At 45.1% G+C, this 14,329-nt stretch carries 11 protein-coding genes; 10 read left to right on the top strand and 1 reads right to left on the bottom strand.

The window, feature by feature from the left end; all coding sequences use genetic code 11:
* Window positions 1–330 precede the first annotated feature (330 nt).
* The 5 genes from AC0VYA_RS07205 to yiaY all read left to right on the top strand — a co-directional run bounded on the left by AC0VYA_RS07205 (window position 331) and on the right by yiaY (window position 5,426).
* Complete coding sequence (locus tag AC0VYA_RS07205; protein WP_475490540.1) at window positions 331–1,503, top strand: aminotransferase class I/II-fold pyridoxal phosphate-dependent enzyme; 1,173 nt, start codon at window positions 331–333, stop codon at window positions 1,501–1,503.
* A gap of 134 nt (window positions 1,504–1,637) precedes the next feature.
* The gene (locus tag AC0VYA_RS07200; protein ID WP_475490539.1) at window positions 1,638–2,144 is read left to right on the top strand and encodes a DUF6515 family protein; all 507 of its coding nucleotides are present in this window, start codon (window positions 1,638–1,640) and stop codon (window positions 2,142–2,144) included.
* 184 nt (window positions 2,145–2,328) lie between these two features.
* Window positions 2,329–2,976 (top strand): LysE family translocator, encoded by a 648-nt coding sequence (locus AC0VYA_RS07195; protein WP_475490538.1) that lies wholly within the window; start codon window positions 2,329–2,331, stop codon window positions 2,974–2,976.
* A gap of 60 nt (window positions 2,977–3,036) precedes the next feature.
* Window positions 3,037–3,972, top strand: coding sequence for a hypothetical protein (locus tag AC0VYA_RS07190; protein ID WP_475490537.1), 936 nt, complete (start codon window positions 3,037–3,039; stop codon window positions 3,970–3,972).
* 305 nt (window positions 3,973–4,277) lie between these two features.
* Window positions 4,278–5,426 (top strand): L-threonine dehydrogenase, encoded by a 1,149-nt coding sequence (gene yiaY / locus AC0VYA_RS07185; RefSeq protein ID WP_011574320.1) that lies wholly within the window; start codon window positions 4,278–4,280, stop codon window positions 5,424–5,426.
* A gap of 385 nt (window positions 5,427–5,811) precedes the next feature.
* Here yiaY and AC0VYA_RS07180 read toward each other — a convergent pair whose 3' ends face one another.
* Window positions 5,812–6,273 (bottom strand): Lrp/AsnC family transcriptional regulator, encoded by a 462-nt coding sequence (locus AC0VYA_RS07180; protein WP_011574319.1) that lies wholly within the window; start codon window positions 6,271–6,273, stop codon window positions 5,812–5,814.
* 156 nt (window positions 6,274–6,429) lie between these two features.
* Between AC0VYA_RS07180 and leuA the strand changes: the two genes are divergently transcribed.
* The 5 genes from leuA (at window position 6,430) to AC0VYA_RS07155 (ending at window position 14,298) form a co-directional block, all read left to right on the top strand.
* Window positions 6,430–8,157, top strand: a complete 1,728-nt coding sequence (gene leuA, locus AC0VYA_RS07175; RefSeq protein WP_475490536.1) for a 2-isopropylmalate synthase — start codon at window positions 6,430–6,432, stop codon at window positions 8,155–8,157.
* A gap of 412 nt (window positions 8,158–8,569) precedes the next feature.
* Window positions 8,570–9,895 carry an aminotransferase class V-fold PLP-dependent enzyme gene (locus AC0VYA_RS07170; RefSeq protein ID WP_475490535.1) on the top strand — a complete coding sequence of 442 codons (1,326 nt, stop codon included), beginning with the start codon at window positions 8,570–8,572 and terminating at the stop codon, window positions 9,893–9,895.
* 63 nt (window positions 9,896–9,958) lie between these two features.
* A complete protein-coding gene (locus AC0VYA_RS07165; RefSeq protein WP_473479558.1) occupies window positions 9,959–10,483 on the top strand; it encodes an Atu1372/SO_1960 family protein in 525 nt (174 codons plus the stop codon).
* An 839-nt stretch (window positions 10,484–11,322) separates the two neighbouring features.
* Window positions 11,323–11,706 carry a nuclear transport factor 2 family protein gene (locus AC0VYA_RS07160; protein ID WP_011574315.1) on the top strand — a complete coding sequence of 128 codons (384 nt, stop codon included), beginning with the start codon at window positions 11,323–11,325 and terminating at the stop codon, window positions 11,704–11,706.
* A gap of 654 nt (window positions 11,707–12,360) precedes the next feature.
* Window positions 12,361–14,298, top strand: a complete 1,938-nt coding sequence (locus tag AC0VYA_RS07155; protein ID WP_475490534.1) for a CRTAC1 family protein — start codon at window positions 12,361–12,363, stop codon at window positions 14,296–14,298.
* Window positions 14,299–14,329 lie beyond the last annotated feature (31 nt).

Below are 14,329 nucleotides of genomic sequence, written 5' to 3'. Positions count from 1 at the left end.
TATCTACTGCAAATAGTAATCGTTATCATTTGCATTTTAATTTGTCACAATTTCATCCCCTTGGTCAAGGGATTTGTGAATATTTTGATCGCAGACAAGGCGTGTTCGCCCAGAAAATATACCCACAAAGAGTGAGTTGTATCAGCACGTTTAAAGCCACGACAAGCAGTAACGCGACAAACAAGTATTCGCGTGAGCTTCAACCAAACCGTGCCTGCATTTAATGGGAAAAGCCGCTGCTTTATGTCGATAAAAATGGCAGAATAGCGCGCTTTCGTTGCGCCCTTTGCAATCTTGTACCCTTTGCAGTCATAAGTTGAGACGTATCATTTGAAATATTCACAGCGCGCCCAAGCTATTTCGCCCTTCTTTGCCATGGCATTTGGGGCTAAAGCAGCCGAATTAGAAGCACAAGGCCATCATGTTATTAAGCTTAATATCGGTGAGCCCGATTTTGGCGCGCCACCTGATGTGTTACTTGCTATGCAGACCCTGGCCACGACTTCCCCTCTACCCTATACCTCAGCGCTGGGGTTACCCGAGCTACGTGCTGCTATCGCAGGCTTTTATAAAATGGCGCATAACGTCGATATAAGCCCGGATCGTGTGGTCGTGACGGCGGGCGCTTCTGCTGCGTTATTGCTGTTATCGGCGGCGTTTGTAGACGCTGGGGATAATGTGATCATGGGCGATCCTTCTTATCCCTGTAACCGGCAATTCATAAAGAGCTTCGGAGGCAATGTTCAATTAGTGCCGACGACAGCAGGTTCACGCTTTCAGTTGAATATGGACTTGCTTGAAAATCACTGGCACAGCGGTACGCGAGGTTTAATGTTAGCCACACCGTCAAACCCAACAGGCACCGCCGTTGCACCAGATGAATTGCAGGCAATGTGCGCGTTCGCTAAAAGCCGCGGTGCGTGGCGTATTATTGATGAGATTTACCTTAATTTGCATCACGGTGACGCAGGTTTTCAGCCGGTTACCGCGTTATCATTCGATGATGAAGCACTTGTTATCAATAGCTTTTCTAAATATTTCGGCATGACTGGCTGGCGCTTAGGTTGGTGTGTGGTACCTGAGCGCGCTGTACCTGTTATGGAGCGCATGGCGCAAAACTATTACATTTGTCCATCAACCCTCGCCCAAAAAGCCGCCCTCGAATGTTTTACACCGGCTTCTATTGCCGTGTGTGAGTCACGCAGAGCGATGCTTAAGTCTCGAAAAGAATTGATTTTAGCCGGGTTGAAAGAGTGTGGTTTGCACGTGCCTGTCCAGCCAGATGGCGCATTTTACGTCTATATTGATGTTCGCCCCACTGGTCTTTCAGCCATGGACTTTTGTGAGCGTGCACTGCAAGAAGCCCACGTAGCACTCACTCCAGGCAATGATTTTGGCGAACACCAAGGCGATCACTATGTGCGTTTATCTTTCGCTTCAGCAGAAAGTGAGTTAATCGAAGGCATACGCAGGCTTGGGCGCTTTATGCAAAATTTAACATAGTCGTTGTTAAGCCTGTGTGAGTGCTTATTTTGAAGATAATCACTCACCAAGTTCTTTACACAACCTTTACTATTTTCCCTCTAACAATCTTCTGTCTTGCGTATCCAATATATATCATCTTTGGAGGCGCTAGTATGACCCACTCTTTGAAGCGACATATAAAACGATCTGTAAAACTAGCTGTGAAACGCTCAAAGCAAGGTATGAAGTGCCGATTCGCTTTTATTGCGTTAAGTAGCTGTTTGCTTTTAACGTCCTGTGGTTTGTTTCATGGCAGGCATTCAGGCGGCCATAGTCATAGCCGAAGTAACGTGAGTGTGCATGCTAGCGGGCACTCTGGTGCAGTCGCAGCTATTGCTATAGGCGTAGGTGTTGCGATTGGCACCATCATATCCGCCATACCCGACAAACATACCCCTATCGGCTCAGGCCGCTATTATGCTGATGGCATATTTTACCGCGATACGCCACAGGGTTACGAGGTAATTTCTGCTCCGATGGGCGTCTGGGTAAATGACATCCCTGCCCAGCACAGACTGTCACGCTTTCAAAATAGAGATTACATTGAATGCAAAGGGGTTTGGTATCGTTATAGTGAAAATACTCAACAATATCAGGTAATTAGAAATCCTTATAAATAGAATCCAAGCTAAGCAGTGCGTCTCAGTAGCATCGCAATTATTAGCTCCTAAGCGATTAGTTGCCAGCCGTTTTGCCTGTTCACTTGTTAAACAGCAATAGGGATTTGGATACCGCGCCTAATATGATATAAAAATACGCTAGGCGTTTATCGCGTAATCTTTTTCCGGCAGTGAATCCCAATCGATGCATATTTTAAATTTCGAAGCTTTTTTGTTGGCTATCACCCTACTGACCCTCACCCCAGGGATTGATACCGTGTTGGTGATCAAAAACTCGAGTCGTTCTGGAGGGCGTGACGGCATGGTGACTAGCCTTGGCATCTGTCTTGGTTTGTTCGTACATGCGACCTTTTCAGCAGTGGGCATATCAGCGATTTTATTACAATCCGCTGAGCTTTTTATGGTAATAAAATGGATTGGCGCTGCATATTTAATGTGGTTAGGCATTGGAGCATTAAAAGCCGCGCTTAAAGGTGATGCAAGTGTTGCCATTGATGCTAGAGGCGTGAGAATTTCAAGCCTGAATCGCTCGTTAAAAGAAGGCTTTTTATCGAATGTGCTTAACCCTAAAACAGCCGTGTTTTATCTTGCCTTTTTACCGCAATTTATTGACCCTCAGTACTCGCCATTTCTGCAAGCAATGACTATGGCAGCAATACACTTTGTGATTGCCATGGTGTGGCAGTGCGGTCTTGCAGGCGCTGTTAGCTCAGCTAAACGCTTCTTTGCTAGCAGTACAGCTATGCGCTGGATGGAAGGTATTTCTGGTAGCGTATTAGTCTTTCTGGGATCGAAACTTATTTTCGATGATGCTCCGGTAAAATCCAATTAATTCCTCGCCCGTGTCAGTTTTCACTTTCTAAGTAACGGTCCAATAATCATGGGATTTTTGATGTTTCGGTTTGTATTTTCTAGTGCCTTGTTGTCTATATTGCTGCTAAATGTGTCTGTAAAAAGAGTATATGCGCAAGCGCCTTCTGAGATGGAGCAATTGGCCATGCAGTATGCGCGCGTTATTGGTCAAATTGAGCTGATTAATGTGGCATTCACGCAAATGAATGCGCGCTGTGAAACTGACTTCATCACAAGTGCTAAATTCTTGCCTGAAGTTGATTATTTGCTGCGTAAAAACATAGATTACCGCTTTGATGAATTCGTTCGTTGGATGGAAGGCGCAGCAGAAACGCGTTTGCTGGCAACACAAATGGTTGACGAAGTGATAGCGGAACATGGCGGCTGCGACGGTAGTGCACTCACCCATTGGTTTCGTTATTTAACCGAGTTAAATGAACAAGAAAACCTCGCTTTTTTACGTCAAAACAAGCTGTTGTTTGGTCTGCCTAAGGTTGCTCGCAGCGAGCATAAAATACAGTTGGCGTTTAACGCTAAGATAAATGATTACCAGAATTTACCTTATCAAGAGATCCACGATTTAGCGTCCGCGTTGGATCAGGGTAGCTACCGATATTCGCTTCTTAGCTTGTCTCAATCGATTATAAAAGATAGCACCAAAGCACAAACGTTATGGCAATTCGCAGTCGATGAATTTGATAAACCCGGCGCTTACTATGCCCTTGGTAAATCTCTGCAAGAACACGCAAAAGATAAAGCCTTAGGGGCTTTCAAGCAGTCTGCACAAAAAGGTTACCGCTTCGCTGAAACGTGGTTGGGCACCTATTACGCTTGTCATAACAATATGCCCCAGGCTTCATTTTGGCTCGAAAAAGCCAAACAAGACGGCGCGGAACCTGAATATATCGACGATATTTATGCAGAAATCGACGAGCTCGGCACACCCACCAACTGCGTGGATGGTTGGGTATACTAACAACCATGTCAGTAATTTATTCCTGTTGCTGCTTCGCTCCAAGTCGCGAGCACCAGAGCTGCTTTTAATTAATTCCACGATCGCAAAACGCCATCCCTCTCCGTTTTGATTACCTATAAAAACAGCGTGCTTAATCGATTCTATGAGCCCAGATCAGCAACTGACATTTTCTGTAACATTATTCAAGCTTCTGAGAAGGTGGTTCGCTATTCAAACTTGTTTTGTGTCAATTTTATCAGGCCCTAATAGTGGGAAAATCATTAGCCTACATCAACGTGAACATACGTAACATTGAGGACAACCTAATGAGCAACACATTCTATATTCCTGCCGTTAATATCATGGGCGAGAATGCCCTCGAGGATGCTATTCAACAAATTGAGTCCCTTGGGTTCAAAAATGCTTTGATTGTAACCGACCCGGGCATGACACAATTGGGTGTGGTCGCTGAAGTACAAAACTTGCTCCAAGAGAAAGATGTTAATAGCTTTGTGTTTGACGGCGTTCAACCTAACCCGACCGTGAACAATGTAAACGCGGGGCTTGATGTACTGCACACCCATGAATGTGATTGCGTAATCTCTCTCGGCGGAGGCTCAGCCCATGATTGTGCTAAAGGTATCGCGCTGGTGGCGACAAATGGAGGCCACATCAGCGATTATGAAGGTGTTGATGTATCTAAAAAGGCGCAGCTACCGTTAATCAGCATTAATACAACAGCGGGCACTGCGTCAGAAATGACGCGCTTCTGCATCATTACTGATCAAGAAAGACATATAAAAATGGCGATTGTGGATAAAAACGTTACGCCTATATTGTCCGTTAATGATCCAAGACTGATGGCGGGTATGCCTGCATCTTTAACCGCCGCGACCGGTATGGACGCACTGACTCATGCGATTGAAGCTTACGTATCTACTGCCGCCGATCCGATCACAGATGCATGTGCTATCAAAGCCATCGAGCTTATCCGCGATAACTTGCATGAGGCAGTGCATAACGGCACTAACATGGCTGCCCGTGAGCAAATGGCCTATGCACAGTTTCTAGCTGGTATGGCGTTCAATAATGCATCTTTAGGCTATGTTCATGCTATGGCACACCAATTAGGCGGTTTTTACAATTTACCTCATGGTGTGTGCAACGCGGTATTGCTGCCACATGTGCAAAAATACAATGCGCAAGAAGCAGCACCTCGCCTAAAACATATTGCCAAAGCACTAGGAGTAGCGGTAGATAGTTTAACGGATGAAGCGGGTGCAGAGGCGGCCATTAGTGCCATAGTGTCATTGTCACGCAGTGTGAATATTCCGGCCGGTCTTGCCGAGCTTGGCGCGAAAGAAGCTGATTTCGACATTCTCGCCACCAATGCAATGAACGATGCCTGCGGCTTAACAAATCCAATTCAACCAACCCATGAACATGTGGTCGCTATTTTCAAAGTCGCCATGTGATTTACGCTTGTTAATGCATCTCAGGTTTTAAGAGCGTTGCGATGAATAAATATGTGCGCGTGAAATAAGTGAAGTGTAAAGGCCTGAAAGTGAACTTTCAGGCCTTTTATTTTGGGAGATTTTACCATTCCACGTTATTAAGTGATCACTCAGCGAGAGTTTAAAAGGGCTTAAACAAGGCGCATGACTGAATGAATAGTCGCTCTCTTTCGAAGTTATGCAACGCAGTGTAAGCCCTTTTAAAACTCGCCTGAAAGGAATGCCCCAGCGGCTTTTGCTCTGCGTTATCACTATTTGGAAGAGAAAAACCATTACTACATAGCGACGCCTTAATAAAAAAGTGCTGGACGCATTCTGAGGGGGCACTTAATAATGCGGATTGGTATTAAACTGGCAATGAGGTTTTCTTCACGGGGGATTTAAGCACAAACGAGGAGTGAACGCCGCTGACGCCTTCAATGCGAGTGAGTTTATCGAGCAAAAATTGCTGAAAATCATCCATGTCTTTTACAATGACTTTAAGCACGTAATCGGCGGCTTGTCCGGTGATCAAGTGGCACTCCAACACTTCGCTAAACCCCATAACACTCTCCTCAAACTTAGCGAAACGCTCTGGGGTGTGTTTGTCCATAATAATTTGAATAAAAGACAACAGGTTTAAACCAAGCTTACGCGCATTTACCAGCGCCACATAACCATCTATTAAGCCGCTTTCTTCTAATTGCCGTACCCGGCGCAAACAAGGCGATGGGGACAAGTTAATCGCATCGGCTAGTTCTTGGTTCGAGATCCTGCCCTTATGCTGAATTATTTCAAGAATATGGCGATCGTATTTATCAAGTTCCACGTTAACTTTCCTTCAAAGCAAAAATAATCAATAAAGTTAAATATTGAGCAATATTATTGCGCAATAAAACAAAATAAACCAGTTTTAGCAATTATCTGCTCGCGGGTCTGCGTTACGCTTGTACACCTTGTTTATCTTAAAAGCCGGAGCGCAAAAATGATCAGCCAACCACATACCAAATATCAACGCTTTGAAGGGGTTAGCTTACCTGATCGCCAATGGCCGAATAAACACATTACTCATGCTCCTATCTGGATGAGCACCGACTTGCGCGACGGCAACCAAGCGCTGATCGACCCCATGTCGATTGACACGAAATTGCGCTTTTTTAAAGAATTAGTCGCTATTGGCTTTAAACAAATTGAAGTGGGCTTTCCGTCAGCGTCAGACATTGATTTTAATTTTGTGCGCTTGCTGATCGAAAAGAATCACATTCCAGATGACGTCACTATTGAAGTGCTAGTTCAAGCACGCTTTGACCTCATCGAGCGCACAGTAGAAAGCTTACGCGGTGCGAAGCAAGCTATATTACATATGTACAATCCTGTCGCCCCTGCCTTTCGCGATATTGTGTATAAAACCGATAAAGCCGGTGTAAAGCATATTGCCACTCAAGGCACAGCGTGGGTGAAGGAATTGACTGCCCAAGCAACAGAGGTAAATTGGACGTATCAATACTCGCCCGAGGTGTTTTCTAGCACCGAAATTGAGTTTGCCAAAGACGTATGTGATGCAGTAGTAGAGGTGTGGCAACCAAGTGCCGACAACAAAATCATCATTAATTTGCCAGCCACCGTTGAGATGAACACCCCGAATACCTACGCAGATCAAATAGAATGGATGCATCGTCATCTTAACCGCCGAGAGCATATTGTATTGAGTGTGCACCCGCATAATGATCGCGGCACAGCTGTGGCAGCAGCAGAGCTAGCCGTGATGGCAGGTGCCGACCGAGTTGAAGGCTGCTTGTTTGGCAATGGTGAGCGTACGGGCAACGTGGATTTAGTCACCCTTGCAATCAACCTATACACCCAAGGTGTTAACCCGGAGTTGGATTTTTCGAATATCGATAGAGTGCGCAACTTAGTGGAAGAATGTAACCAGTTGCCTGTGCACCCTCGCCACCCTTATGCCGGGGAGTTAGTCTTTACCGCCTTTTCAGGCTCGCACCAGGACGCGATTAAAAAAGGCTTGGCGGTACAAAAAGAAGATACCCTATGGCAAGTGCCTTATTTACCAATTGATCCCGCTGATTTAGGCCGCAGCTACGATGCTGTTGTGAGAGTAAACAGCCAGTCAGGAAAAGGGGGCGTGAGCTTCTTACTTGAACGCGAAAGTGGTTTGCAGTTACCGCGTAAATTACAGATTGAATTCAGTAAAATCGTACAGCAACACAATGACACCAGCGGTAAGGAAATGAGCGCTTCGGGTATTGTGTCGCTTTTTGAATCAACATATTTGATTCAACCCGATTGGATTGAGTTTAAACAGTGCCAAATTAAAACCGTTGAACAAAACCAACAGCAAATCGACATTCAGCTGATTATTAACAACGCTGAGGTGAATATTAGCGGTGTGGGTAATGGACCAATCGATGCGGCGTCCCGCGCGATGAGTCAATTGATAAAAACGCCACTTGAGATTGTTGATTACCATGAGCACGCAATTGGCGAGGGCTCTGGGGTCACCGCTGTATGTTACTTAGAATTAAGAACGGGTGACACCACAACTCGTTTCGGCGTCGCCAAAGACAGCAATATTATGACCGCGGCTGTCAAAGCGATGCTAAGCGGTATTAATAGAAGCGAGCAACAAGAAAGCATCCAAACCGCGGTTGCCAAGGCTTACACATTTGACCTAAAGCAAACCGCTTGCTCAGCTTAGTGTGTCGTTAATTTAGTAACGAGCACAGCCACTAGAGCAACGCTATGTGCCGCTCCTATAGTGTTATAAAGCGCGGCCCAGTAATTTTTCATGATTACTGGGCATGTTAATTTAGACGCACAGAGACTGCTGACCTATTCGCTGGACAAGCTATCTACTCTGCTGAGATTCTAACCAGTGTTTTGTCTTTCTGTCTTTCGATACTCCCTAGTCACATCTCTTTTGCTCACACTCAACAATAACTGATGACGATTTCAATACCGATTATGGTCTTTGATGAGACTTTGCCCAAAGTATGCGCATTGGCTCGACTCATGCTACACGCTATTGAATGCGCTAGTATTTTTCAGCAATCGTTGTTTGAGCGTAGCATTTAAACTAAGTAAAATAGCTAACATAATAAGGTGTAGTAATGAGCGAAGACGCGACGAACTTTGATCGTAGAAGCATGCTAAAAACCTTAACTGCTGGGGCTGTTTGCACCCTTGCTGCATCAGGAATGGCCAACAGCGCGCCGCAAATCAGCGAGGCTGAATTTCCCGCCGTCCCTAAAGGGCTTTCCCCTGAATCCCTCGCTGAGGATGAATCTTTTTGGGCCAAGGTTGCACTGTTTTACGACACAGCCCAAGGCATTGTTAATTTGGAGCATGGTTATTGGGGCAAGATGTCTCGCCCAGTACAAGAAGCCTACGTAGACAATACCCGTATGGTTAACACTGACCTGTCTTACTATGCACGTAAACACTATAAAGACGACGAAAGAGTCAGCACCCTTAACGTTGCTAAAGCTCTTGGGGCACGGGAAGACGAAGTCGTGCTGACCCGCAATGCCACTGAATCTATTCATAACCTTATTCGCCAGTACAATCGATTAGAGCCAGATGATGCCATTTTGTATACGGACATCGATTATCCCAGCTTTAAAGACACCATGCGCTGGCTTGCGGCGTCTGGAAACCTCGAGGCGGTTGAGTTAACACTACCTCCTCAGGCAAATCAGCAGCAAATACTCGATAAGTACATTGAAGCCTTTGATAAACACCCTAATTTAAAATTAATGTTGCTCACTCATGTGAGTAATCAACATGGCTTGATTTTACCCGTCGCTAAGATTTCGGCCATCGCGAAGCTACGGGGTATAGATGTGATATGTGACTGCGCTCAATCATGGGGATTACTCGACTTCAATATCACAGAATTGAACGTAGATTGGGCAGGGTTTAATTTGCATAAATGGATTGGCAGCCCAGTGGGTGTGGGTGCGCTGTATATGAAAAAAGGCTCATTGAAAAAAGTATCCCCCTACCCTGGTGAATCTGACCCAAAAAACACCAGTGTGAATTCGCGCGTACACACAGCTACAGTCAACTTCGCTTCAATTTTAACCCTGCCTGCGGCTATCAATTTTCACAACATGCTTGGCGGCGCTAACAAAGAAGCGCGTCTGCGTTACTTACATGCCTTGTGGGCAACCGAAGCCCGTAAAATGCCGCATATCGAAGTACTGGGCGGCGCTGACGGTGAGTCCTGTACAGGCATGGGTGCATTTCGCCTCGCGGGTAAAACAACGCTGGAAGAGGCGAAAAACCTACAGCAAAGGTTAGAAAACGAATTTGGCGTTTTTACAGTCGTTCGCGTCGGGTTATCCAGTGGTTGCTGTATACGGGTTACGCCACAGGTATTTACCTCAGCGAATGATATTAGCCAACTGCTTATCGCTTTGAAAAACCTCGGTTGAACGTTGAATAACCCAAAATTAATCTAAAATTACCCCGAAAAAACAATAAGCAAAAGGAACACCATGAACAAGCTTTTACTTACCTGCGCTTTATCCATCAGCCTTGCGATGTCTGCAAACGCCTTTGCCAGCGATTCACCTGAAGCACGCATTAAAGCTGCTGGTTTCGAATTACCTGCCCCGGTAAAACCCATCGCTAATTATGTTACCTGGCGACGTTCAGGGAATACCTTGTATCTGTCAGGTCACGGTGCCTGCGAAGGTAACAGTATATTGGGAAAACTCGGCGATACGCTTAATGTTGAGCAAGGTTATGAGGCCGCTCAGCGCGTGGGTTTGTGTGCGCTGGCCACCATAAAATTGGCAGTAGGCGATTTAACGAAGGTTAAACAGGTGCTACAAATTAACGGCATGGTAGCAGCGGTTCCGGCGTTTACAGACCACTCGAAGGTCATCAATGGCTTTTCTGATCTGTTTGTCACGGCGTTTGGTGACGACGGCAAAGCCGCGCGGGCAGCGGTAGGTATGAGCGGCTTACCTGGCAATATGTCAGTAGAAGTCAGTGCGGTTATAGCATTAAAAGAATAATCTTCATTTTACACTGACTGCCTTACTGATTTAATGCTGTCTGCCTTGTTAATTTAATGATTGCTCATTAGTAATGACTATCGCGCAAGGCAGTTGCTCCGTCCCCTTTTTGATTTATTGCATCATCGCCTCACTGCCTCACTGCCTCACTTTTAAAGCTAGAACGTTAAGGTTTCAAACGGGCAAAAAATGCGTTTAATTTAATACTGTGCATCGAAATATTAACCGACATGCTTACCCCGAACGATTCATTAAAATTTCAGCGCTCATTGAAAAACGCCACATGGCTCTGCTGCCTGAATCTAGCCCTGTCACTTACTTTTTGAAAAGTTGAATAAAGAGCAGATTACCAGCCTGATTGTTGCGCTATGCCTTTGAGCCTATGGCGTTCATGGTTTATATTCTGTCGAATATTTATATCTCCAGCAGAAGCAGAGGTGGCATTCATCTTTACCAAGAATCTGTTTGGATAATGTTCGCCGTGCGTATTTGCGGGGCCGGTGCTTTTATTATCACTGCACTTGATCACTGCACTTGCTCACTGCACTTGATCACTACAATAAGAAGAGACAACGAACGCAGCTATTTCAAATATGGGCAATTGCTTTATTCTGCGTGGCAGCTATGCGAAAAATTGTCATTGTGCGCTAAGTGACTTTATTATGAGAGTAACGGTATGCCAAGAGACGCTAAGAGGCGCTAGCATTTGATAAAGTAGCCAGAACGGAGGTCAGTGAACGACTGTTGTTAATCCTGTGTAATGAATATTGCATACCTGTGCCTAAACCCTCCAGGCTATAAACTAACAGAACAACATAAACTTAAAAAAAGAGCTAAATATGACTCATGATCTAGCGGCGAACAAACAAAACGCCATTGATTTTTACCGCACGGCCTATTTAGGTGAGCCGGCCAAGGCCGTTGCACTTTACGTAGGCGACACGTACATACAACACAATCCAGCGGTGAAAGACGGTAAACAAGGTTTTATCGATTACTTCACTGAAATGGCTGAGGATTACCCTGTAAAAAGTATCGAATTTGTACGCGCTATTGCACAAGGGGATTTGGTCGCCCTGCACACTCACCAAACCTGGCCGGACAATATGCACTACATCACCATGGATTTTTTCCGTTTTGATGATGCAGGAAAAATCGTTGAGCACTGGGATTCAATACAAGAAATACCCAGTGATTCGAAAAACGGGAATACGATGTACTAACTACGTGTAATGGGCACCATTGACAGTTCAATGTCTATTTGGAGCCCCTTGTGTCATATAAAGCATAAAAAGCGCAATAAATGCCAATCTTATTGTCGATAAACACCAACTTACTAGCGCAGTTATTAGCGCAGTGCCAGTATCACCTAAAACCTTATCACCCACTGAAAAACGTGAACGATGGTTAGCGGTGTGGATGCCGATAGAAGTAACGCCCTAATTCGCATTATTAAATGAGCGTGGCCAACGATTCTCACGTATTTAATGTCAACGCAAGGCACTTACCCAGCCTCTTTTATCTCACAATACTGTTAACAAGTGGATATCGTCCACTAGCAATAGCCGCTCTGTGCTCAAGATAAATACCCTAGTGTAAATACATTGTTTTAATCGCATTCACTTGCTGACATAAGGCCAGCCATGGCTTAGCAGGCTTATTGAGTAATAGCTTACGCGCCTAATAAATAAAAATTAATGCATTGATTGAGATCACTTAATGTAGCGAGTATGATATAAAATTGTAAACAATTTACAATAAACATTATTAATATAAATGTGATTTTCTTAGCCGGAAATGAATCGTTACGTTACGCGTTGATGGTCTACGTCATTTGCCGAGCCTGTGTTTATTGATCATTAGGGACTCTTATTACTATGAACATACGTAAACCACTCTCCTTAGTCGCCCTTGGCGTCGTTATCGTTTTACAAAGCGCTTGTAGTCATAACAACGATGTAAATTCCTCCAAAAGCAACCCTGTAGCATTTAAAGATGTGTCTGAGTCAGTTGGCTTAATCACAGATGCAAACTGGAAATACGGCGGTCCAGCTGTGGTTGATTTGAACAATGACGGGCACTACGACTTTTTATTGACCAACCATGACACCACCCCAGTACAATTGTTTATGGGTGATAAAAACCATCATTTTAGCGAGGTGAAGGGGGTTTATGGCAAGGTGGATTTACATGGCGTGTCCGCCGGTGATTACGATGCTGACGGCGACAATGATATTTTATTGTCGCTTGGCGGCGGGAACGGTTTAACCCCGCAACCTCAGCGGTTATTGCGCAACGACAATGGCAAATTTACCGATGTAACCCAAGAAGCAGGCATATCTGAACTAGGCGCACGGGGCAGAAGCGTGCGCTTGGTAGACTTAGACAACGATGGCGACCTTGATTTTATGCAGGTTAACGCCACCAAAATGGTTGATGAGACCTCACCGCGAAACATCATTTTTGAAAATATAGGTAACGCTAAATTTCGGTATGTGAACAGTCCAGGTTTCGAAGATGTAGAAGCAGAGCGAGTGTTACTCACGGATTACAATAACGATAATGTAATGGACATCATTACATTCACCAGTTACGACAAATCCACTATTTGGCAAGGCAATGGCGATTTTACCTTTACCAATACCACCAGCAAGGTGTTTCCAGCGGGACATGAAGGTTACCCAGGTACCGTCACTGTCGCTCAGGCTGATATTGATAATGACGGCGACCTTGATTACTACTTTGCTAGGGGTAAGCTCTACTACACCATCGCCAATAACAGCATCAGTTTTGATAAAGCGCATCAGACGCTTGACCTTCGAGATGTCGGCAGTAAAAGTCACGATGGCTTAACCTTATACGCTGATGCTGACTTAGTGCTCAATGACTTTTATCACTTCCCTAGAGCCAAACTGCTGGATTTTATGCCGGTATATATCGGTGCTAACAAACAGCAAATTACCACACCAACAGCAGATCAGACCGTGACACAGGCGCAAGCAATGGGCTTTCCTGATGAAGTCACTGAAACCGGTTGGTACATAGGTTACTTAGGTGACAACACGTGGCGGGTAGAATGGATGCTCACCGATGATTTAGCCTGGGATGTGCGCGCGTCGTTCGCCGGCGTTACAGACTATAAAGCCAGCTGGACACCGCAAGAATTAGGGGTGCCTGACGTATTACTACGCAACGACAACGGCGTATTTACCGATATTTCAAACGACTTACCTGAGCAAGCTAAGAGTAATAACTGGGGAGTGACCACAGGTGATTTTGACAATGACGGAGACGCAGACTTCTTCGTTTATCGCTTTGGTGAATTAAAACGCCGCATTGCCGATGTGATTCTCATCAATAACGGCCACGGGCAGTTCAAAGCCATTGATAAGCAAGATGCCACCAGCGAGATAGGGCTCAAATCGCACGGAGATTCAGGTGTGGCATTTGATTTCGACCTTGACGGAAAAATCGATATTTTAAGCGGCGATGACGACAACGGAAAATGGCATTTGTACAAAAACGTCACTCAAAATAATAACCATAACCACCTACTGGTAAATGTAGGCTATTCCGAAAATGGCGTCGACGCCTATGGCGCTAAAGTGTGGGTAACGACTAAAGGCAATAAGCAGTACAAGCTTATTGGCTCGAGCAACGCGAATCATTCTCAAAGTTTGTTGAACATTGCGCATTTCGGTTTAAGCAAGGATGACGTAATAAGCGACATCACAGTACGCTGGCGAGACGGCACCACGCAAACCTTAAAAAACCAGAAAGTTAATCAGGTACTTACCCTAGGTAAGTCTCTTTAGCGGTATTGCATTTCGCTTGAGAATAGGCGGT

It is taken from the genome of Paraglaciecola sp. QJM3NY_14 (genome assembly GCF_056173245.1).
The sequence above is the reverse complement of the archived record's forward strand: the minus strand, read 5'-3'. Positions and strand labels throughout refer to the sequence as shown.